Origin of the sequence: Nocardia sp. NPDC059240 (genome assembly GCF_042753865.1) — a bacterium.
GTDB lineage: Bacteria > Actinomycetota > Actinomycetes > Mycobacteriales > Mycobacteriaceae > Nocardia.
The window spans coordinates 166,323-186,904 of the sequence record NZ_JBHZAC010000011.1 but is presented as its reverse complement, the minus strand read 5'-3'; the positions used below and the strand labels follow the sequence as shown (position 1 = coordinate 186,904).

General features: G+C 67.6%; 25 protein-coding genes and 1 pseudogene. 11 read left to right on the top strand and 15 right to left on the bottom strand.

From position 1 onward, the window contains the following. Positions 1-87: 87 nt before the first annotated feature. The gene (locus ACFXHA_RS34745; RefSeq protein WP_379363741.1) at positions 88-711 is read left to right on the top strand and encodes a TetR/AcrR family transcriptional regulator; all 624 of its coding nucleotides are present in this window, start codon (positions 88-90) and stop codon (positions 709-711) included. Here ACFXHA_RS34745 and ACFXHA_RS34740 read toward each other — a convergent pair whose 3' ends face one another. Continuing rightward, on the bottom strand, positions 712-1,296 hold the full coding sequence (locus tag ACFXHA_RS34740; protein ID WP_379363739.1) for a helix-turn-helix domain-containing protein: 585 nt from the start codon (positions 1,294-1,296) through the stop codon (positions 712-714). An 82-nt stretch (positions 1,297-1,378) separates the two neighbouring features. On the opposite strand from ACFXHA_RS34740, the gene ACFXHA_RS34735 reads away from it, so the two are divergent. Next, on the top strand, positions 1,379-2,347 hold the full coding sequence (locus ACFXHA_RS34735; RefSeq protein WP_379363737.1) for an NAD(P)/FAD-dependent oxidoreductase: 969 nt from the start codon (positions 1,379-1,381) through the stop codon (positions 2,345-2,347). On the opposite strand, the gene ACFXHA_RS34730 is transcribed toward ACFXHA_RS34735, so the two are convergent. The 5 genes from ACFXHA_RS34730 to ACFXHA_RS34710 all read right to left on the bottom strand — a co-directional run bounded on the left by ACFXHA_RS34730 (position 2,344) and on the right by ACFXHA_RS34710 (position 6,614). Beyond that, on the bottom strand, positions 2,344-3,117 hold the full coding sequence (locus tag ACFXHA_RS34730) for a hypothetical protein (RefSeq protein WP_379363735.1): 774 nt from the start codon (positions 3,115-3,117) through the stop codon (positions 2,344-2,346). The genes ACFXHA_RS34735 and ACFXHA_RS34730 overlap by 4 nt on opposite strands. 292 nt (positions 3,118-3,409) lie before the next feature. After that, positions 3,410-3,784, bottom strand: coding sequence for a hypothetical protein (locus ACFXHA_RS34725; protein WP_379363733.1), 375 nt, complete (start codon positions 3,782-3,784; stop codon positions 3,410-3,412). Positions 3,785-3,830: 46 nt separating this feature from the next. After that, entirely contained in the window at positions 3,831-4,808 is a 978-nt protein-coding gene (locus ACFXHA_RS34720; protein ID WP_379363731.1) for an ABC transporter substrate-binding protein, read from the bottom strand. A 28-nt stretch (positions 4,809-4,836) separates the two neighbouring features. Beyond that, complete coding sequence (locus ACFXHA_RS34715; RefSeq protein ID WP_379363729.1) at positions 4,837-5,853, bottom strand: ABC transporter permease; 1,017 nt, start codon at positions 5,851-5,853, stop codon at positions 4,837-4,839. Continuing rightward, positions 5,850-6,614, bottom strand: a complete 765-nt coding sequence (locus tag ACFXHA_RS34710) for an ATP-binding cassette domain-containing protein (protein ID WP_379363727.1) — start codon at positions 6,612-6,614, stop codon at positions 5,850-5,852. The genes ACFXHA_RS34715 and ACFXHA_RS34710 overlap by 4 nt, the downstream gene beginning before the upstream one ends. A gap of 206 nt (positions 6,615-6,820) precedes the next feature. Between ACFXHA_RS34710 and ACFXHA_RS34705 the strand changes: the two are divergent. Beyond that, positions 6,821-6,937, top strand: a pseudogene (locus tag ACFXHA_RS34705) (hypothetical protein); the annotation flags it as partial. A 187-nt stretch (positions 6,938-7,124) separates the two neighbouring features. After that, positions 7,125-7,655: a hypothetical protein gene (locus ACFXHA_RS34700; RefSeq protein WP_379363725.1), complete on the top strand. Its 531-nt coding sequence runs from the start codon at positions 7,125-7,127 to the stop codon at positions 7,653-7,655. On the opposite strand, the gene ACFXHA_RS34695 is transcribed toward ACFXHA_RS34700, so the two are convergent. The 3 genes from ACFXHA_RS34695 to ACFXHA_RS34685 all read right to left on the bottom strand — a co-directional run bounded on the left by ACFXHA_RS34695 (position 7,628) and on the right by ACFXHA_RS34685 (position 10,899). Continuing rightward, positions 7,628-8,464 carry a ParA family protein gene (locus ACFXHA_RS34695; protein ID WP_379363723.1) on the bottom strand — a complete coding sequence of 279 codons (837 nt, stop codon included), beginning with the start codon at positions 8,462-8,464 and terminating at the stop codon, positions 7,628-7,630. The genes ACFXHA_RS34700 and ACFXHA_RS34695 overlap by 28 nt on opposite strands. A gap of 178 nt (positions 8,465-8,642) precedes the next feature. Then, the gene (locus tag ACFXHA_RS34690) at positions 8,643-9,710 is read right to left on the bottom strand and encodes an alcohol dehydrogenase catalytic domain-containing protein (protein ID WP_379363721.1); all 1,068 of its coding nucleotides are present in this window, start codon (positions 9,708-9,710) and stop codon (positions 8,643-8,645) included. Between the two features lie 4 nt (positions 9,711-9,714). Beyond that, complete coding sequence (locus ACFXHA_RS34685) at positions 9,715-10,899, bottom strand: LLM class flavin-dependent oxidoreductase (RefSeq protein WP_379363719.1); 1,185 nt, start codon at positions 10,897-10,899, stop codon at positions 9,715-9,717. A gap of 149 nt (positions 10,900-11,048) precedes the next feature. Here ACFXHA_RS34685 and ACFXHA_RS34680 point away from each other — a divergent pair, with 149 nt between their 5' ends. After that, positions 11,049-11,696 carry a TetR/AcrR family transcriptional regulator gene (locus ACFXHA_RS34680; protein WP_379363717.1) on the top strand — a complete coding sequence of 216 codons (648 nt, stop codon included), beginning with the start codon at positions 11,049-11,051 and terminating at the stop codon, positions 11,694-11,696. A gap of 73 nt (positions 11,697-11,769) precedes the next feature. Continuing rightward, positions 11,770-11,982, top strand: a complete 213-nt coding sequence (locus ACFXHA_RS34675; protein WP_379363715.1) for a hypothetical protein — start codon at positions 11,770-11,772, stop codon at positions 11,980-11,982. Here the strand turns inward: ACFXHA_RS34675 and ACFXHA_RS34670 are convergent. Next, positions 11,940-12,956 carry a hypothetical protein gene (locus ACFXHA_RS34670; protein WP_379363713.1) on the bottom strand — a complete coding sequence of 339 codons (1,017 nt, stop codon included), beginning with the start codon at positions 12,954-12,956 and terminating at the stop codon, positions 11,940-11,942. The two genes, ACFXHA_RS34675 and ACFXHA_RS34670, sit on opposite strands and share 43 nt — an antisense overlap. A 189-nt stretch (positions 12,957-13,145) precedes the next feature. Between ACFXHA_RS34670 and ACFXHA_RS34665 the strand changes: the two genes are divergently transcribed. Next, positions 13,146-13,883: a helix-turn-helix domain-containing protein gene (locus ACFXHA_RS34665; RefSeq protein WP_379363711.1), complete on the top strand. Its 738-nt coding sequence runs from the start codon at positions 13,146-13,148 to the stop codon at positions 13,881-13,883. Here ACFXHA_RS34665 and ACFXHA_RS34660 read toward each other — a convergent pair. Next, positions 13,843-15,078 carry an FAD-dependent oxidoreductase gene (locus tag ACFXHA_RS34660; protein WP_379363709.1) on the bottom strand — a complete coding sequence of 412 codons (1,236 nt, stop codon included), beginning with the start codon at positions 15,076-15,078 and terminating at the stop codon, positions 13,843-13,845. The two genes, ACFXHA_RS34665 and ACFXHA_RS34660, sit on opposite strands and share 41 nt — an antisense overlap. An 81-nt stretch (positions 15,079-15,159) precedes the next feature. On the opposite strand from ACFXHA_RS34660, the gene ACFXHA_RS34655 reads away from it, so the two are divergent. Next, positions 15,160-15,648, top strand: coding sequence for a MarR family winged helix-turn-helix transcriptional regulator (locus tag ACFXHA_RS34655; RefSeq protein ID WP_379363707.1), 489 nt, complete (start codon positions 15,160-15,162; stop codon positions 15,646-15,648). Between the two features lie 14 nt (positions 15,649-15,662). Here ACFXHA_RS34655 and ACFXHA_RS34650 read toward each other — a convergent pair whose 3' ends face one another. Both ACFXHA_RS34650 and ACFXHA_RS34645 read right to left on the bottom strand, forming a co-directional pair. Next, the gene (locus tag ACFXHA_RS34650) at positions 15,663-16,295 is read right to left on the bottom strand and encodes a glyoxalase (RefSeq protein ID WP_379363705.1); all 633 of its coding nucleotides are present in this window, start codon (positions 16,293-16,295) and stop codon (positions 15,663-15,665) included. Positions 16,296-16,452: 157 nt separating this feature from the next. Then, positions 16,453-16,608, bottom strand: a complete 156-nt coding sequence (locus tag ACFXHA_RS34645; RefSeq protein ID WP_379363703.1) for a hypothetical protein — start codon at positions 16,606-16,608, stop codon at positions 16,453-16,455. Positions 16,609-16,782: 174 nt separating this feature from the next. Between ACFXHA_RS34645 and ACFXHA_RS34640 the strand changes: the two genes are divergently transcribed. From ACFXHA_RS34640 to ACFXHA_RS34630, 3 genes are all read left to right on the top strand, one after another. After that, complete coding sequence (locus ACFXHA_RS34640; protein WP_379363701.1) at positions 16,783-17,472, top strand: PAS and ANTAR domain-containing protein; 690 nt, start codon at positions 16,783-16,785, stop codon at positions 17,470-17,472. Between the two features lie 61 nt (positions 17,473-17,533). Beyond that, positions 17,534-18,502: a hypothetical protein gene (locus ACFXHA_RS34635; protein WP_379363699.1), complete on the top strand. Its 969-nt coding sequence runs from the start codon at positions 17,534-17,536 to the stop codon at positions 18,500-18,502. A 162-nt stretch (positions 18,503-18,664) separates the two neighbouring features. Then, a complete protein-coding gene (locus tag ACFXHA_RS34630) occupies positions 18,665-18,859 on the top strand; it encodes a hypothetical protein (RefSeq protein ID WP_379363697.1) in 195 nt (64 codons plus the stop codon). A gap of 4 nt (positions 18,860-18,863) precedes the next feature. Here ACFXHA_RS34630 and ACFXHA_RS34625 read toward each other — a convergent pair whose 3' ends face one another. Both ACFXHA_RS34625 and ACFXHA_RS34620 read right to left on the bottom strand, forming a co-directional pair. Beyond that, positions 18,864-19,253, bottom strand: a complete 390-nt coding sequence (locus tag ACFXHA_RS34625; protein ID WP_379363695.1) for a hypothetical protein — start codon at positions 19,251-19,253, stop codon at positions 18,864-18,866. Positions 19,254-19,376: 123 nt separating this feature from the next. Further along, positions 19,377-20,579, bottom strand: a complete 1,203-nt coding sequence (locus tag ACFXHA_RS34620; RefSeq protein ID WP_379363693.1) for a cytochrome P450 — start codon at positions 20,577-20,579, stop codon at positions 19,377-19,379. Positions 20,580-20,582: the final 3 nt, after the last annotated feature.

Here is a 20,582-nt window from a genome sequence, read left to right as displayed (position 1 = left end):
CCGCGGCGGGTCATACCCGACACGCCGCGGCGCGCACGGGGACCCGCCGCAGCGGTCCAGGAGATCCGAGAAACTACGCTGATGCTCGTGACCCGTGCCGAACCCACCGCGAGGGCCGACTCCGAACCCGCCGTCGACTCGGGATTCCAGCGGCGACTGCTCGACGCCATGGCCGACGCGGTCCGCGAGCGCGGCTACAAGGACACCACCGTCGCCGATGTGGTGCGGCTGGCCCGCACCTCGCGGCGCACCTTCTACGAGCACTTCGCCGACAAGCAGGACTGTTTCGTGGCGCTGCTGACCGAACGCAACAACGACACCATCCAGCAGATCTACGCCGCCGTGGACGCCACCGCGCCCTGGGATGTGCAGGTGCATCAGGCGATCGAGTCGTGGATCGGGGCGTCGCGCGACGACACCTCCATCACGCTGGCCTGGATCCGTGACACCCCGGCGCTGGGGGAGCGGGCCCGGCAGCTGCATCGCGAGGCGGCCGAGGCGTTCATCGCTTTGATTCAGAACCTCACCGCCACACCGGAATTCCAGTCGGCGGGGCTGCATCCGCCGAACCGGCAGATGGCGACCATCCTGTTCGGCGGGTTCCGGGAACTCATCGCCTCCACCGTGGAGGACGGGCGCGATGTCACCGAAATCATCGGTGTGGCAGTCGAAACCGCGCTGGCGCTGGTCGGGCCGCGCTACCGAGGGTAGTCAGTCGTTGCGGGGACGCGCCCGGAAATGGGCGCGTTCGCCCTGTTTGCCGAAGAGGCTGAGGAATTCGACCGGCTCGTCATCGGCCGAGCCGAACCAGTGCGGTTCCCGGGTATCGAATTCGGCGGCCTCGCCGGGCTCCAGGATCAGATCATGGGTGCCGAGCACGAAACGCAGACGGCCGTTGAGGACGTAGAGCCACTCATAGCCCTCATGCGTCTGCGGTGTCGGTTCGGTGCGGCCGGAGCGCGGCGGCAGGATGATCTTGAACGCCTGGATGCCGCCGACGCGCCGGGTCAGCGGGAGCATCTGCATGCCGTGCCGGGTGATCGGGCGCATGTGCACGCGCGGGTCGCCGGTCTGCGGGGCATCCACCAGTTCGTCGAGGGTGACCTGGTGGGCGCGGGCCAGGGGGAGTAGTTGTTCGAGGGTCGGGCGGCGCGCACCCGATTCCAGGCGCGACAGGGTGCTGACCGAGATGCCGGTCTCGGCGGACAGCTCCGCGAGCGTGGTTTCTCGTTGTTTGCGCAGTTCACGCAGGCGCAGGCCCACCCCGTCCAGGGCCCGGTCGAGGTCGGAGGTCATGATCCGAGTTTGCCATATCGGCAAACAAGTTTGCCAGTCTGGTCGTTGCGGCGGCATGGTCGTCTGCAGGAGGTGGTCATCAATGACCGATCTGCTGAACAGCAGCTATGACGTGGTGGTGGTCGGCGGCGGTGCCGCGGGACTGAACGGAGGACTGATGCTGGCCCGGGCGCGGCGCTCGGTGGTGGTGATCGACGCGGGCAGCCCGCGCAACGCACCCGCGCACGCGGTGCACGGATTGTTCGCCCGCGAGGGCGTGGCGCCCGCGGAGCTGGTGGCGCGGGGTCGCGAGGAAGTGCGGCAGTACGGCGGTGCCGTGGTGTCGGGTGAGGTGAGCGGAATCGTCCGGGAGGGCGAGGAATTCGTGGTCACCCTCAGCGACGGCCGGTCGACGCGGGCCCGCCGCCTGCTGATCACCACCGGCCTGGTCGACGAACTGCCCCCGATCCCCGGCCTGCGGGAACGCTGGGGTAACGATGTCATCCACTGCCCGTACTGCCACGGCTGGGAGGTGCACGATCAGCCGATCGGCGTACTCGGCCTGGGCCCCATGGGAATTCACCTGGCACTGTTGTTCCGGCAGTGGAGTTCCGACGTCGTCTACTTCGCCCACACCAATACCCCGCCGACCGAGGAGGAAGCGGAGCAGTTGGCGGCCCGGGGAGTTCGCGTCGTCGACGGCGAGATCGCGGCCGTCGAGGTGAGCGATGACCGGCTCACCGGAGTCCGGCTGACCGACGGCACCGTGGTCGCCCGCGGCGTGCTGGCCGCACCCACCCGCATGGTCGCCCGCGCCGGATTCCTCGCCGACCTGGGTTTGCTACCCACCCAACATCCCAGCGGCGCAGGCGAATACATCCCCGCCGACCCGATGGGCCGCACCGAGATCCCCGGCGTCTGGGCCGCCGGCAATGTCAGCGACCTGTCCGCCCAGGTAGGTGCGGCCGCAGCCGCCGGCGCCATGGCCGGTGCCCAGATCAACGCCGACCTGGTGGCCGAGGAAACCCGCCAGGCGGTCGAGGTGCAACGCGCGCTCGCGGGCGTGAGCTAGCCCTGCGGAGTCAAGATCGTCGGGAGCGCACCGTAGCGCAGAGCGGCCGCGAGATTATCCGCAGCAGCCTTGGTGAAGTTCCCGACGATCTGACTCTGATTGCCATAGCTGGCGCTCGCGATCACCGGCGCCGACACCACCTGCGAATCAACGGCGAAGGCGAACTGCTTCCCGACATTCGCCGCCGTGTACTGCGCGAACTGCCGAGTCCCGCTCTCGCTGAACGTCACGGTCACCCCGTACCGCGCGGTCCGAGTATCCATCCCGCCTTTGGCATCCGAGATCTCTCGCCCATCCACCACCGCAGGCCCCAGCAGATACACGGTGTCGGCGGTATTGGAGCAGGTCACCAACGGCAGGGTCGCCTCATCGCCACCCATCAGCGGATCGGGCAACCGACAATCGATCCCGCCCATCGTGGCCGCCTGCACGGCGGCGTCACCGCTCTGCCGGGCGTCGCGTCCGGGCACGATCCGCTGCGTGGCAACCTGAAACGGCTTGCTCGCCAACACCGGCCGCAGCAGCACCCGCCCGGTCTTCGCCAACAGCCGCGCCACGCTGCCATCATCCCCAGCCACGACGATGGTCATCATGTCGGTATCGACGCTGACCGTCGTCTTCCCGAGCCCCAGCCCCGAGGCCCGCTTCTCCACAGTCAGCCGAGCCTGATCCATCGTCCCCGCCGACGGAATCCCCCCATCGAAATTCCGCCCGAGAAACGCAACCGCCTTCCCCGGCTCAGCCTGCCCGCCGCAGGCACCGGCCACCACAACGACCGCCACCCCGATGACCACTGCCCGCCACCCGCGGCCACCCGATCTCGCTAACCTCATTCCGGAACCCTTCATGGCGAGTAATCCCGCGATGATAGTCACGCCCGCCCCACCCCGCCCGCCCGGATGACCTTCGAAGTGGTAGCCGAACCGCTCCGGCGCTACAACAAGATCAGGGTGTACTCATCGCGGAAAATCCGGCAGATTTCCGCAACGAGTACACCCTGATCTTGATTACCCTTGTCATGCCGCCTCGGAACAGGTTGGCCGAGGCGGCATTTCGTTGGGGTCAGCCCGGGATTTGGGCTCCGAGGGCGCTGCCGATGCCTGCGCCGATGGGGGCGCCGATGGCTGCGCCTGCGACGCCGCCTATGCCTGCGCCGATGAGGACGGTGGCGGGGCAGACGGGGGCGGCTACTACGCAGCCGATGGCGCCGCCGATGACGATGCCTACGGCTGCGCCTGCGACACCGCCTACTACGCCGCCGATCTGGCCGCCTGGGAGGGCTTGGGTTTGGCCTGCGGCTACCGGGGTGACCGCGGCAGCCGGGGCGATCGGGGTGGCTACCGGTTGGGGGTCGGGGGCGGCGGCGGAGGCGAGGCCGGTGCCTGTGGCGGTGAGGGCGGCGGCGATGAGGGTGGTGGCGGCTAGTTTGCGGAACATGGGTGACTCCTGGAATCAGTGGCGGACACCGGGTTTCGGATGACCGTCAGCATTTGGACTTGTAGAAGTATTGATCGTTGGTGGACATGTTGTCCTGGGTGATGGCGATCATGGTGGTTTGGATGGTGCGGGTGACGGGCTTGCTTTCGAGGGCGGCGGCGGCTTGGTCCACCCCCTGTTTGCCTATGTCGCCGGGGTTTTGGGCGATCAAGGCTTGGACGGTGCCGTCTTTGAGGTCTTGAACCTGTTTGGGGCTGGCGTCGAAGCCGACGACCTTGACCTGGCCGAGTTTCCCGGCGTTGCGCAGGCCGGTGGCCGCGCCCTCGGCGGAGCTGAGGTTGGTGGCGAAGATGCCGGCCAGGTCGGGGTGGGCGGCGAGGGTGGCGGTGACGATGGAGGCGGCCTGGGCGGCCTCATTGTTGTTGTACTGCACGCCGAGTGGGGTCATGCCGGGGTGGTTCTTCTTCAGTTCGTCCTCGAAGCCCTGGGCGCGCTGATCGGTGGTGGAGGTACCGGCCTTGGTGTTGATCACCAGCACGGATCCCTTGTCGCCCACCAGTTTCGAGAGGGTTTGCGCCGCCAGTTCGCCGCCCTTGACATTGTCGGAGGAGATGGACGACAGCGCGATGGTGGTGTCCTCGAGCGCGGTATCCACCTCGATGACCTTGATGCCCGCGTCCTTGGCCTGCTTGATCGGGCTGGCCATGGCCTGCGCGTGGGTGGGCGCGATCAGGATCGCGCCGGGCTTGCTCGCGATCACGCCGGTGACGATGGGCGTCTGCAGCGAGGCGTCGAATTGGGTGGGCGCCTGGGTATCCAGGGTGTAGCCGAGTTTCTTCGCCTCGTCCTGCGCGCCGCACTGCATGGAAATGTAGAAGGGTTCGTTGGCGACGCCGGGGATGAGCACCAGCTTCTTGGCGTCGGTCTGGCCCGAACTGCTCACCGAGCCACCGCATCCCGCCGATAGCCCGGCCACCGCCACGACCACGGCGGCCACTATCGCCGCCCGTCCTGTCCTCATCATCAGGCCCTCACCTTCGAACTGCATTGGGTTATTTCCGGTCTCGGGACCGCCTGCGGATCTGGTCGAACCACACGGCCGCCACGAGCACGACGCTCACCGCGATGGGCTGCCAGAACACCGGCACCCCCGCGATGACGAAGCCCTTGCGCAAAACCGACGGGATGAACACCCCGATCACGGTGCCCAGCACCGATCCGACCCCGCCGAACAGGCTGGTGCCGCCGATCACCACGCCCGCGATGGCGTCGAGATTGTCGGTGCCGTGTCCGGCGATGGTGGTGGTGCCGAAGTAGGCGAGATTCATGAAACCGGCCAGGCCCGACAGCATTCCGGCCATCAGGTAGACCAGCACCAGGTGCCGGGTGACGCCGATCCCGGCGCGCCGCGCGGCCTCCGCGCTGGAGCCGATCGCATAGGTGTAGCGCCCGAACCGGGTGGTGTGCAGCAGCCAGGCCCCGAACACCGTGACCAGCACCGCCACCAGCACCAGATCGGGAATCCCGCCGAGCACCGTGCCGAAACCCAGTGAGTCGCGGAGCTTTCCGGGCACCGTGCGGGTATCGACACCGCCGGTGATCAACTGTGCCGCGCCGAGTGCCGCACCGAACGAGCCGAGCGTCACGATGAGGGGCGGAATCTTGGCCTTGGCCACCAGAAGTCCGTTCACCAGACCCCAGATCGACCCGCCCGCAAGCGATATCAGCAATCCCAGCAGGATGATGCCCCACCCGGCGTGGGTGGCGTCCTGTCCGGGGCTGAGCCATTCCATGGTCTTCGCGCCGAGCACCCCGGAGAAGATCAGCACCATCCCGACCGACAGATCGATCCCGGCGGTAATGATCACGAACGTCATCCCGACCGACAGCACCAGCAGCACCGAAGTCTCGATCAGCAAGGTCTGCAGGGTGAATCGCGTCGGAAACGCGTCCGGGCGCGCGATGCTGAACGCCACGTACAGCACCACCAGCACGCACCCGATCCAGAAGGTGCCGGTCGCGGCGATCCGCCGCAGGACTGTCAGAGTTGTCGCGCGGACCCCGTTCACGGCTCGTCCTCCGTGGTCAACGCCCCGGTCATCGCACCCACCAGCTGTTCGAGCGTGGCATCGGCCGCGCTGAAGCGCGCGACCCGCCGTCCCAGCCGCAGCACCTCGATGCGGTCGGCGACCGCCAGCACCTCCGGCATATTGTGGCTGATCAACACCACCGCGATGCCCTGATCCCGCACCCGGCGAACGACATCCAGTACCCGCTCGCGCTGCACCACCCCGAGCGCGGCCGTGGGCTCGTCCATGAACACGACCTTGCTGGCCCACATGACCGCGCGCGCCACCGCGACCGTCTGCCGCTGCCCGCCCGAGAGCGATCCGATCGGCACGTCGTCGCGCGGCAGCACCACCCCGAGGCGTTGAAAGTGTTCGGCGGCCTGGGTTCTCATGGACTTCCGGTCGAGCATGCCGAGCTTGCCCAGCACCCCCGCGCGCAGAAGTTCGCGTCCGAGAAAGAGATTGGCGGCCGGATCCAGATCGGGCGCGACGGCCAGGTCCTGATACACGGTCTCCACCCCGAGCCGCCGCGCCGCGGTGGGGGAGGCCATCCGAACCGGCTTGCCGTCCATCAGGATTCGACCGCCATCGGGCTGCTCGGCCCCGGAAAGGCATTTGACCAGCGTGGATTTCCCCGCCCCATTATCCCCGATAAGGGCCACGACTTCGCCGGCGGCGACCTGAAAACCGGCCCCGCGCAACGCCTCCACACCGCCATAGCGCTTCTCGAGCCCTTCGGCTTCGAGGACCACGGCAGGCATCGGCGATCACCCCGGCGACATCGACTGAAGCGGACGTCCGGTCCGCTTGCTTCCGATTGGGACCATACGCCTGACCTTCAGGAAACCGTTGGCAATTCACCGTTTTCGCCGTCAACGCAGAAGCGCCGGTTCTCGGCCCCCGGCGATCCGGGTCACCAGAGGTAGAACACCTCCAGCCGGTCGTCCTCGATGTCGGCTGCCGCCCGCTGACTCGATATTCCGTCACCGACCGTGGCAGGTTGCGCTATCTGCTCGAACAGACGCGAGACACCGGTCGGGCCACCGAGGCCGAACGGGTGCTGGAAGGCTGGAGTTGTTCGGCCGCCGTCGTGCGTGACGCCGACGGCGTCATGACCGGCGCCCTCGGCCTCATCGGCCACAGCGACGTCCCCCGCAGTCTCGCGCCCCAGGTGCACAAGATGTGCAGACGACTGGTGGAGCAGCTACGCGCGAACTGCTCGGACAGGAACGCGCTGAGCCGATGTCGTGAACGCGACTATCGTGGGCGCCGTGACCCGATCCGGATTTCGCGTATTGCGGCTGTTGTCCGTCGCCGCCGTGTGCGGCGTTGTCGCCGGTTGCGGCGCGAGCGCGCATACCGTCCCCGCCGCCGAGCGGACCGGGACGCCGCCGGTCGGTTCTCTCGATACGCTCGGGACCACTTCGCAGACAGTGTCGGCCACGGCCGCGCCGCAAGCCTCCGTCGCGCAGATCCCTACTGCCGCACCCGCGCTCAGCGAGGACGATGCGCGCTATACCGTGCGCCGCTACCTGTCGCGCTGGATCGGGCAGCCGCTGCAACCCGACGACACCGAGGGACGCTATCCACTCGTCTGCGCCGGTTCGGTGCTGGCGAACAATCCCGGAAAGCTCACCGGCACAATATCTTTCGACAATGATCGGATGGCCGCGCATCGCACCGGCGACGGTGGCGCGGAAGTGACCGTCCCGGTGACGAATTCCGCGACCGTCACCACGATCATCAGTTTCACCCTGCGCGCGGCGGCGCAGAGCTACTGCATCGAGGACATCATCAACTGACTGCCGGGCTGGTCGGAGCGCCGCAGGAACTCCTGGGCGAGTTCCCGATACTGCTCGGCGCCACGAGATTTCGGATCCCACTTGGTCAGCGGTTCCCCGGCGATGGTCGAGTCGGGGAACCGCACCGTCCGCGAGATCACCGTCTCGTAGAGCAGTTCACCGAAGGATTCGGCGACCCGATCGCGCACCTGCCGTGAATGCAGCAGCCGCGGGTCGTACATGGTGACCACGATGCCCGACAGTTCGAGCCCCGGATTGAGCCGCTCGCGCACCTTGTCCATGGTGTCGTTGAGCAGCGCCAGCCCGCGCAGCGAGAAGTATTCGCATTCCATCGGAACGATCACACCGTCCGCGCAGGCGAGCGCGTTCACGGTGAGCAGGCTCAACGACGGCTGGCAGTCGATGAGGATGTAGTCGTAGCGGTCCCGGATGGGATCGAGCACTCGCCGCAGTGAATGTTCACGCCCGACCTCGTTGACCAACTGGATCTCCGCGGCCGACAGGTCGATATTGCTGGGCAGCAGATGCAGATTCGGCACGCTGGACTTGATCAGCACGTCGTCGATCGGCGGCGCATTGCGCCCGAGTAGGTCGTACACCGTCAGTTCGAGCGTATGGTGCGCCACCCCCAGCGCCGCCGACAGCGCCCCCTGTGGATCGAGATCCACCAGCAGCACCTTCAGCCCCAACTCGGCTAGTGCGGCACCCAGATTGACCGTCGAGGTGGTCTTTCCCACCCCGCCCTTCTGATTGCAGAGCGCAATCACCCGGGCCTGCCCCGTAGCCCCACCTGGATTATTAGCCAACATTTAGCCACCCTAACCCGCATCCCCCCATTTCCCCCGAACCCCGCCCCTGAGTCCTGTCTCACGACATACCCGGGTCCTGTCTCACGACAAATCCGCTCCCCCCACGGAAATTCGTCGAGTGGCACACCGAGCACGGGTGATTCGGACAAATCCCCACTCTGGTGTGCCACTCGATCGACTACTCGCCGGGGATGACGATGATCTTGACGTGCTGGTCGGGGTGGCGGAGTGCGGTGAAGGCGTCGGCCACGCCGTCGAGCCCGACGCGGCCGGTGATCAGTGCCTCGGCGTCGATTTCGCCGTCGGCGAGCCGTTGCAGCGTGATGTCGTAGGCGTTCTCGTGCGGCCCGTGCCCGAAATTGACCGCGATGCGCCGGAACTGGCCGACCACCGGAATGATCGGTTCGTCGTCGAACGGCGCGGCCAGCACCTGGATGCGCGAATTGAACGGCATCGTCCGCATCAAGGTGCCGAGAATGCCCGCGCGACCACTGCATTCGTAGGCGATGAGAATCCCGTTCCCGGACTGCCCGACCACCGAATCCGACTGCGCGACCGCGGTGGTCCAGGCCTCGATCGGGTCCTGTTCGTTCGGGTCCACGACGATATCCGCGCCCACCGCCCGCGCCAGCTCGCGCCGCTTGGGGGAGGGTTCCGACGCCACGACCAGTCGCGCCCCGTGTGCCTTGGCCGCGATGATCGCCCCGAGTCCGATGGTCCCGCAGCCGATCACGAGCGCGGAATCCGCGGCGGTCAACCCGGACTGCTGCACGTGCATCTCGCCCACGTGCAGCGGTTCGGCCAGCGTGGCATGCTCCAGCGACAGACCGTCCGGTACCTGCCGCACCCAGTAGCCGTCGACGACGATGCTCTCCCCGAACGCGCCGTGATACTCGTTCGAGTACCCGATGATGGTCGGGATGCCGGTCGATTGCTCGGTCGCCAGCCCGATCCCGGCGACCCGATCGCCGACCGCGAAATCCGTGACCCCCGCCCCGATTTCGGAGACCAGTCCCGCGTACTCGTGCCCGAGCACCACGGGGCGGTCGGTGTCGAAGGTGGCCAGCGGATATCCGCTGTCAGCCGCCACCTGGACGAACCGGCACGGATCCTTCGACATCGACAGGTCGCTGCCGCAGATGCCGCAGGCGGCCACCGCGATCCGCAACTGGCCGGGACCCAGTGCGGGCGGTTCGGCCACCTCGGCGGCGGTGAAGCGGCCGTTCAGAAACTGTGTGGCGCGCATGTGATCACGCTCCCGTCGCGGCAGCGCCGCCGTAGTAGTCGGTGTGCGCCTTGGTGATCGCGGTGACCAGCTGCCCGATCAGCAGCTCCCGATTGTCGGCCGCGTACTGCAGGCTGTCCTCGCGACGGCGATTGCGGTTCTTGAAGTGCGGGATCACCTCCGAGGCGAACAGCTCGTAGCTGCGCTTGGTGTCCTCCCAGCTCGCCATGTCCACGTGCAGCAGCAGCATGGTCCCGAACCCGCCGGTCTTCTCGATCAGCGCCTCGATCCGTGCGATCGCCTCGTCGGGCGTGCCGATAATGGCCTGCCCGAATTCGCCGAGATTGTCATTGCGCCACTGATCGATGATGCCCTGGGGCGTGTCCGCCCACGCGGGCTGCTCGCCGGTCTGCCGGTTCACGTACGCCGCCATGGATCCGATGCGCCGGCTCACCGCGCGCTCGGCGTCGGCGCGCGTCTCGGCCAGGAAGATCGGATTGACCAGCCGCCAGCGCGACCGGTCGGCGGTGTACCCGTGCTCGGCGCACACCTTCTCGTAGACGCCCCAATTGCGGTCCAGCACTTCGAATCCCATGGGCGAGCTGGCCGCCAGCGACAGCAGCGACAGTCCGTGCGTGCCCGCCAGCACCGACCCGTTGGGGGAGATGGTCGACGCGGTCGCGACCTCGATGCCCGCGGGATCGTAGGTCGGCAGCTGGGCGCGGGCGTCGCGCAGGGTGAACCAGTCGGTGGTCATGTTCACGACCTCGCCGCGCAGCAGCGCCAGAATCGCCTCCAGCGCTTCGCCTTGGCGGCGGCGCTGATCCGACGGGTCGATGCCCATCATGTGCGCGTCGAGCGGAATCTTGCCGGGCCCGGTGCCGAAGATCAGCCGGCCCCGCGTCTGCAGATCCAGCTGGGTGATGCGGTCCACGGTGACCAGCGGATGGTGATACGGCAGCGATACGACGCCGGTGCCGAAGCGAATCCGCTGCGTGCGTTCGGCGGCCGCGGCGATGAATACATCGGGCGCGGGCACGATTTCGGCCCCGGTGGAGTGGTGTTCGCCCATCCACGCCTCGTCGAAGCCGAGGTGGTCCAGGTGTTCCATGAGGTCGATATCGCGCCGCAACTGCAGTGCCGGGTCGGCGTCGAGGGGGTGATAGGGCGCGAGGAAGGCCCCGAATTTCATCGAATCAGCGGTCCACATCGTGGAGCTCCTTACCCGAGTGCGCCGGGCTTCGTCGCCCGGAGCGGTACCCCGAGTAAAACTGGATCAAGTGATCCACAAGTTGGCCGGTCCCGCTGAGTGGGAGACGGTCCGACGAGGCGATATGCCGGGTGTGCCAAGCTCGTGACATGACGGTCCCGATGCAGAACCGCCAAGGCGCCGCGACCCGTACGCGGTTGGTGAAGACCGCCGAGCGCCTGTTCGCGGCCGACGGCGTGGACGCGGTGTCGGTGCGCGCGGTGAATGCGGCCGCCGGGCTCGGCCCCGCCTCGGTCAACTATCACTTCGGCACCAAGGACGATCTGATCGCCGCGGTGCTGCTCGATCTCGGCGCGACCGTCCGTGATCGCATCCGCACCAATGCCGAGCGGCTCGCGGCCGACGAAACCCCGCCCACCGCGGAGACTCTGGTGCGCGCGGTGACCGAGCCCTATCGAGACCTGCTGCTGCGGCATCGCACTCGCGGCATGCGCTGGATCAAGATCGTGACCAGGCTCTCCCTGCACGGCCATCCCGCCCTCACCGCCGCCGAGGGTGACCTACCCGACCTGCTGCTCGTCCAATTGCGCCGCGCGTTCCCGGACTCGGATCCCGGGCGCCTGGAGGCCCGCTGGGCCATCGCCCTGATGGGGTTCCTGCAGGCCCTGAGCCGGGCCGACGAATGGCATCCCGGACGCGTTGCGCCCTCCGAGCCGGAACTGACCGCGCTCTACGAGGATCAGGTGATCTTCCTCATCGGCGGTCTGGACCGGCTGCTGGGTGGAACCATTCGCTGAATCTCGGGTGAAGCGAAGGTGGACGAAACATGACATACTTCGCGCACCCCTGTGCCTGCGAAAGCGAAACCCCATGATCGAAGACCCCGAACTCGCTCAAGCTCGAGTCCTGGTCAAGGAACTCCGCTCCCATGCCGACATGATCAACCGCGAGCTGCTGTACGTCACTCGCCCCGACGCCCAGGCCCGCAAACGCGCCGACCTGCGCGCGGTGCAGAACCAGCTCGACCGCCTACGTCGCCACTACCCCGCGCTCGCCGAGCCGCCGGAAGCCCTCGCCGGCTGAATTCCCTTGCGGCAGATCTCCGCCAGCGCGTGGAAGGCGCGCTTGGGTGTGAGGCTGCCGTCGGGCTGGACCGCGCAGACCCCGTAGGAGGCGAGGTCGAGGTCGTAGTGCGGGTCCGGGCGGTGGGTGTAGGTGAAGCCCGCGAAGGTGAACCAGAATCCGGTGTCCACCGCCTCCTCCTCGAACAGTGCGAACAGTGCGCGCATGTAGCGCACCGGCTCGTCCTCGTCGCGAATGTGATCGCCGATGATGCGGGGCGGGTCGGACTCGTAATCGAGGATGTCCCAGCCGATTCCGCCGCGGTCGGCCGCGCCCCGATAGGTGCAGCAGCCGACCTCGGTGGCCGCCAAGGGCTTCCCGAGCCGCAGCAGTTCGCGCACCCCGGCCCGGTAGGCCGGGTCCTCGGGATCGCCGTAGGCGTCGACGCCGATGATGTCGAAGGGCGTCCAGTCGATCGACTCCCAGAGGCCCGAGGCATAGGTGACCTTGCCGCTGAACCGTTCCCGCACGCGCGTCACGATCTGTGCCAACAGCTCGTTCAGCGTCGTGGAGGCGGTCGCGAGCTCGGTCGCGGCGGCGGCGAAACCGCTACCGAGTGTCGCGATGCGGGCGAAAGTGTCCGCGCCCGGCAGGAACCCGGGCCCGAAAAGGCTGAGCTCACAACCGGTGACGAAGACATGCGCCCCGACCTCGGCGGCACGCTGCGCGCAGTCGTCGAAGTAGGGGAGCAGCTCGGCCGCGGACAGCTCGCTGGGGAAGGGGGAGAACCACACTTCGAGTCCGGCGTCGACAGCGTGGCGGGCCGCGATGGTCAGGCGTTCGGGGTCGCCGCCGGTGATCCGGACGGCGTCGCAGTGCAATTCCTCGGCGATGGTGCGTATTTCGCGGCGCACGGCGTCGGGATCGAAGTCGGGCCGGGAGCTGCGCCCGCCCGGGGTGAAGCCGGTGTCATAGGTGATTCCTCTGGCTCGCATGGGCCCGACGTTAGGTTCGCGCTGATGGCCGGTCAACGGAATCACGCTCGGCCGGTGCGGTATCCGGGCTGGTCGGAGCGGGAATCGGTGATTGCAATGACCTTGCCGGTCAATGCCCGCGAGAGGTGCTGCGTTGCACCGGGTTCCGGGTCCTCCGCATACTGGCGGGCGGGGCTATACGGAGGATCGATGCCGGGCAGCAGGTTGAGCAGAGCCGATCGGGAATTGATCGGCGCGGGGCTGGCGCGCGGACTCGACCATGCCGAGATCGCCCGGCGGCTGGGCCGTCCCACCTCGACGGTCACCCGGGAGGTCGCCCGCAACGGCGGCCCGGGCCGCTATCGCGCGGACCTCGCCCAGCTGGCCACCACGCACCGGGCCCGCCGCACACCGCGCCCACCCGCCGCGCCCCCGAGCGAGGCGGCCGAGATTCCCGGCATGCCCGCGGAATTCGTCGCGGAGCTCACCGGTGTGCTCATCGACAACGGCATGCCCCGCACCGCCGCGGGGGTGCTCGCCCACCTGTTCACCGTCGAATCCGCCAGCGCCACCGCCCTCGAGCTGGCGGTCCGGCTGCGGGTCAGTCCCGCCACCATCTCCCACGCCGTGCACGTGCTGATGCAGCAGGGCCTGGTGGTCCGCACCCGCGACGCCGGGTCGCGGCGTCACCGCTACTCCCTCGACGAGGAGGCCGGATACCGTTCGGCGTTGATCGGTTTCACCGCCAACCGGCGACTGGCCGCGACCGTCCGCCGCGGGGCGAACCTGCTCGGCCCCGGCTCCGTCGCCGCTGCGCGTCTCGAAATGTCCGGTCGCTTCCTGGAAGCCCTGGGCGACGACGTGCTGCGCGCGGCGGAACACCACTGGCGCACCATCGTCCGTACGCCTACCGGATCGGCTGGTCAGCCGTCTCACCCGACCAGCTGATGCGGTGATCGAACATCCAGCTCAGTCCACCGACGCCTTCCTTGGCCGCCTTCTTGAGGAAGAACGGGGTCAGTTGCCGAACCAGGAAGCGGGCCAGGCCGTTCTGGGATTTGTCGCCGCTGGTCTTCGCGCCACGCTCGACCACCCGCTCCACCCGGTCGCGGCGGCGGCGCTCGAATTCGGCCAGGGCCGCGGGCGTATCGGGCAGATCGCGTAGGCAGATGGCGAGGGTGACGGCGTCCTCGACGGCCATGGACACGCCCTGCCCCGAGGAGGAGGCCACCGCGTGCGCGGCATCGCCGACGATCACCATGGAGTCGTTGTACCACTGGGCGACCGAGGGCATGTCGTACTGGTTAAACCCGTCGACGAACCCACTCTCGGGGGTGGCGGCCACGATGCGCGCGGCCGGGCCACGATCGGCCTCGAGCATCCGCACCAGCTGCTCCCGCCACTGCTCGGTGCTCGTCGCCGCCAATGTCTCCTTCGGAAGTTCCTGCGCCCCCGGCATATTCGCGAACCACCAGATCTCGCCGTCCGGTGCGACCAGGTAGCCGAAGAACGCCTTCTTGCCGAAGATCATGTTGTAAACGCCGGGCCGCAAACCGAGTTCACGATGCAGGTCGGGGTCGTTGACGAACCCGCCCAGACCGTAGATGCCGAGGTAGTGCGCCTTCGGTGCCTGCGGGTCGATGATTTCCCGGGTGCGGGAATGGATTCCGTCCGCGCCGATGAGCAGGTCGGCCTCCGCGACGGTGCCGTCGGCGAAGGTGGCGCGCACGCCGCCGCCAGGTAGGGGCTGCGCGTCGATCAGCCGCTTGCCGAATTCGTAGCGGATGCCGCGTGAGACCGCCTCGGCATTGAGCGCCCGGTAGAGGTCGCGGCGCTTGACGCTGTGGGTGACGGTGCAGTCGGGGAGTGTGCCGCCGATCGGCATGTCGACGATGTGCTTGCCGTTGCTGGCGTGGAAGGACAGCGTGTCGGTGGCGTGGCCGGTGTTCATGACGATCCGGTGGGCGTCGATCTCGGCCAGTGCGGACAGGCCGTTCACCGCGACCGTGAGGTACGCGCCGATCTGTTCGGCGGCGGCGTCGCGGTAGGCCTCGTAGACGACGGCGTCCCAGCCGGCCCGCTGCAGTGCCATCGCGGTGACGGGTCCGGCGATGCCGCCGCCGATGACCAGTGCCTTCTTCATGGGAGGTCTCCTCGGGATTCTCTTGGCTGTGCTGTATCTTGATTATCAAGACATCAATAGTTTGACGATCAAGAGGTTTGAATGTCAAGAGAAAATTTGGCCGAGTTGCGGGCGTGCGTCGGCCGGGAGTCTCAGGGCCTACAGGCCGCGGTCGATGACGTCGACCAGGCCGCCGCCACCGTGCTCGGCGTCAACCGCACCGATCTGCGCTGCCTGGAAGTGCTGGTCGGCGGCGAATCCACGCCCGGCGCACTCGCGGCCGAACTGGGCTTGACCAGCGGCAGCGTCACCACGATGCTCGACCGGCTGGCCAAGCTCGGCCACGTCACCCGCGAACCGGAACCCGGCGACCGCCGCAAGGTACTGGTCCGGATCACCCCCGCGGCCATGGCCAAGGCGTGGGAGATCTACGGGCCGATCGCCGAGGAAGGTACCGCGGAGCTGGAGGGATACTCGGAGGCCGAACTGCGGACCATCACCGACTTCCTCGCCCGGAGTCGCGAACTCCAACTGCGCCACCGCGATCGGCTCGCGGCGCTGCCCAGGTGGGTTCGCGACTCCAAGGGATAGGAAGGCCGCCGATCTCACAGACCCGTTGTCTCCCAGACGAATCCGTCCAGGTCGGTGAAGGTGCCGACGGTGCCGCCGACGACCAGGCGATGCGAGCCGCTGCCCTCCGGGGAGACACCGGCCTCCTTGGCGGCCGCCTTGCGCGGGTACATGGCCAGGGTGATGGGGGAGCCGGGAGTGGCGAACTCGGCGTACTTGCCGCCGAAGCTCTTCGCCACGGTCAGCCCGCGCTCGACATAGAACTGCTTGGTGGCCTTCACATCCGCGACCCCGAGCAGCAGCACCACATCGTCGACCTTCCGGGTGAACGGCCCGGTGTCCTTCTTCTGTGAGGTGCTGATCTTCCAGATTGTGCCCTCCGGCGCCTGGATGATGCCGCCGTAACCCCAGAGAGTCTTCTTGGCAGGCTTGAGAACAGTGAACCCGGCCTCGACCGCGGTCCCGATGAGGCTGTCGACCGTGCTCGGCTGCGAGACCACGAGCGCGAGCAAGAACCCACGGAACCCGCTGCTCGGCTCCTGCCCGGCCCGGAACCGCAGCCGGTCACCCAATCCGAAGGCCGCGTCGTAGGTGGCGGCCGCCGCATCCGGGTCGGCAACCTCGAGCTGGACGGTAAGGGCGGTGCTGATGTCAGTGCTGATTTCCATGCCCATAACGCTAGATAACCTGCGCCGCTGCAACATCCGTGCCGACCACGGATCCCACCACGGAGACCACCCACGGACCCGGCCGCCTCAGTTTCGTGTTCGCACTCGCGGGTACGGCCGGGCATCGACACCTGAATCCCTTTCGGGAGACAGAGAATCAGTAATAGTGCGAACGGCGGCCGATCGGACGGCCGGCCGCGCCGAGCAGCCAGAAGGCCGCGCCGACGATCATCAGGATGACGCCGATGGTGGTCAGGATCGATGTGCCGAAGAGGACCCCGCACAAGAGCAGGATCAGGCCCAGGATGATCATGTGAACTCCTCTGGTCTGGGCGGGTGTGACATGCCCGCAGTTCCCGCTCGAGCCGCCCTGAAACAGTGGGGCCGGTCAGTTGTGCACGCGCGCTTGGCGGTTACCGGCGCCGGTGTTCGACAGACCGGGGCGACGCGCTGGTCAGGAGGTGTCCCGGCGGTGGATACTCGGTTCGTGACGACGGGTGCGGACGCCTTCTCCGACGATGCGCGGGCCTTCGACCAGGTACTCGGTGCGGGAAATCCGGTGCGGGTGGGCAGTTTCCGCTTCTGGTTCGCCGATCAGCGCTGGGAATGGTCGGACGAGGTGGCGCAGATGCATGGGCACCGCCCGGGCGCGGTGCATCCGACCACCGAATTGCTGCTGGCGCACAAGCATCCCGACGATCGCGAGCAGGTCGCGCGGACCTTGGCCCGGTCGGTGCAGAACGGCGAACCGTTCTCGAGCCGGCACCGGATCGTGGACACCGTCGGCGCGATCCACGATGTCATCGTGGTCGGCGACACCATGGCCGACGACGACAACCTGGTCATCGGGACCACCGGCTACTACATCGACGTGACCAGCACCCTGGAACAGCAGCGGCAGGAAGCCCTCGATGAGACGCTGCCCGAGCTGTACGCCGCGCGTGCGGCCATCGAACAGGCGAAGGGCGCGCTGATTGTCATCTACGGCATCGACGCCGACCAGGCCTTCCGGCTGCTGACCTGGCGGTCGCAGGAGACGAACACGAAGTTGCGGCACTTGGCCGCGCAATTGGTGGAGGAGCTGCGCACCCTCGCCGATTCCGCGGCGGCGGTACGCCCGCGCTTCGACCATCTGCTGCTGACCGTCCATGAACGGGTGCAACAGAACAACTTATAGCTCACAGCTATCTCACAGTCGCCTCGCGGCATGCAGGCAGGCTCCCGCCGATCTAATGGATATGAGTCCGATTCGAGAGCGCGCTGCGGGGGCCAAGATGATGCGTCGTCTGCTGGTGGGGATGGGTGCGGCCGTGGTTACGGGGGCGTCGGTGCTGGGTGCGCCGGCCGCCATCGCCCACGCGCACAAGCCGGAAACCGTGCCGGCCGCATCCCAGTCGGCTCCGGCGACCGCGACCACCGGGAAACCGGCGAACGCGCAGCCATCGGCGGGCCTGAGCGCCGCCGCGGCGGCCCAGCTCGCGCAGACCATGCAGTCGGCGGTCCAGTCCGTGTCGCCGGGCAGCCAGGTCGGCATCGATGTCACCGACACCACCACCGGTGCGACCCTGGTGGGACTCAACACCGGCCAGCAGTTCTACACGGCGTCGGTGGTGAAGCTGCTGATCGCGCTCGACGAGTTCAACGGCCAAGGCTGGCAACCGGATCCGGAGGTCGCCGACCAGATGTCGCAGATGCTCTCGGCCAGTGACGACGACATCGCGGATGCCTTCTGGGATGCCAACGGCGGCAACGACATCGTGACCCGCATGGCCGACCTGATCGGATTGAAGAACACCCAGCCGCCCGCCGACCCCGACGAGTGGGGCGAAACCCTCACCACCCCACAGGATGTCGTCGCCATCTACCACTACATCACCACCGTCGTCCCGCAGCCGTCGCGCGGCATCCTGATGAACGCCCTCGGCGCGGCCGATCAGACCGCCGCCGACGGCACCGACCAGTTCTTCGGCATTCCCGACGCGCTCACCGGTGACACCTGGGCGATCAAACAGGGCTGGATGACCCTCGACTCCTCGACCACCCTCGACACCACCGGCCTGGTCGGCACCGGCTCGGGCCAGCCGCTGCGCTATGCGGTGGTCATCCTCACCACCCAGCCCGCCGACACCTCCTGGACCACCGGCGGCACCGCCCTCACCGATGCCGTCGATCCGCTGCGGCCCGTCCTCGACCCGAAGGCGTCGTAACCGCGCTGTCCTGTTTATGGGTGCGGGTGCCGGGTATCGCGACCAATGGGTCGGATATGCGGACCCCGCAACAACTTCAGATCTCATGGAGGCAGGACGATGGGCATTTACGGCGACCGACGGGTATATCGCGGCAGCAACGTGCAATACGGGGGAGGATTCATGCTCCTGGTCATCATCTGGCTGATCATCGGTGCCGTCGCCGCCGGGCAGCGGCATTACTTCGACAACCAGCCGACCAATTGCGCGAGCACCGGAACCATCGCGGTCACCATTCTGGCGGGACCGCTCAACTATGCCGGAGTGAATCCGAAGATCCACGACTGCGACGTGAAAATTCCGCAGCCCAGCCAGTAGTCGTTCAGTGATACTGAACCTGTTGTGGCAGTTCGGTGTTCGCCCACAGCTCGTCGAGGGTTTCGAAGAAGACGTCCTCGCTGCGGGACAGCGACAGGAAACGGCTCCAGGAGGTTTCGGCGAGCGGGTCGCTGAACCAGAAGCCCTGCTGCCTGGGCGCGGGCCAGCCGGCGTAGTGGCGGCAGTCCGGGCACCAGAAGTGCGTCAGGGTCATCGGGATGTCGCCGCGGTCGGCACCGTGGAGATAGGTGCGCAGACTGTGGTGCCCGCAATGCGGGCACAGCAGTTCCTCGATGGTGGACGACGGACGATTTCGCCGCAGCAGTTCATCGAGTTCCGGCAAGGAGAACCCGCGCCAGCGCGTCGTGTGCACGGGAACGGTGCCTGATGTCATGGAATGTTTGTCCTAGATGTCGCCTGTCGAGGCCCCCGGACTTCCAGACTATCGACGGCACCGCCCGCTGTAACGATGGTTGTAATTACGCGTTGGCCGGGTGTGATCCGCGCCCCTGCGGGTCTACCAGGCCACCGGCAGGGCCTTGGGGCCGCGCAACAGCATGCCGGTCTTCCACTCGACCTCGTCGGCGGGGACGGCCAGACGCAGGTTCGGAAAGCGTTGCAGCAGTGCGGTGAGCGCGACCTGTAGTTCCAGGCGGGCCAGTTGCGCGCCCACGCAGTGGTGGAAGCCGTGGCCGAAGGTCAAGTGCGAGTTGTGGTGTCGTTCCAGGTCGAGGGTTTCGGGGTCGGGGAAGACGGACTCGTCGCGGTTGGCGGTCTGCAGGTCCACGAAGACCGCCTCACCGGCGCGGATGAGAGTGCCGGAGAGTTCGATGTCCTCGGTGGCGACGCGGGGGAACGCGCCGCCGTTGCTGAGCTGGGTGTGCCGCAGCAGTTCCTCGATGGCGGCCGGGACGAGGCTCGGATCGTCGTGCAGCCGGGTCCACTCGCCGTCGGTGGTGAGCAGTACGTAGACGAAGTTGGCGATCTGGTTGGCGGTGGTCTCGTGCCCGGCGACGAGCAGCGTGATGCCGAGGGTGATGAGCTCGTCCTCGCTGAGCCGGTCCTCGTTGTCGCGGGCGGCCACCAGCGCGCCCAGTAGATCGTTGCTCGGATCGGCGCGGCGGGCGGCGATCTGTTCGGTCAGATACCCGGCGACGGCGAGGTAGGCGGCCCCTCTTTCCTCGTCGGTGAAGGCGGTGGTGGACATGATCGCATCGGAGAAGTCGCGGAAGCGATGCTGGTGTTCTGCTGGGACGCCCAGCATTTCGCAGATGACGGTGACCGGCATGGGCAAGGCGAGCGCGGTCACCAGATCGGCGGGGGAGCCGGCCGCCGTCATGGCGGTGATCATGTCCTCGACGATCTGCTCGGCGCGCGGCCGCAACTCTTGCACCCGCCGCGCGGTGAAGGCGGTCATGGTGAGCTTGCGCAGCCGGGTCAGTTCCGGAGGGTCCATGCTGGTCGGAATGTTGGGCAGGGCCGGGGTTTCGCGCACCCGCGGCACATCCTCGCGGCCGACGGTGGCGGCCCGGCTGAAACGCGCGTCGCTGAGCACCGAACGCACATCGGCGTAGCGGGTGACCAGCCATGCCTCACCACCGAAGGGCAGCAGGATGCGGGAGATCGGTTCCTCGCGTAGCAATTTCGCGGCCATCGGATGCGGGTCCAACCGGACCGGTTCGCCGAACGGATACTGGCGGACTTCGGTGTGCGTGGTCACGCG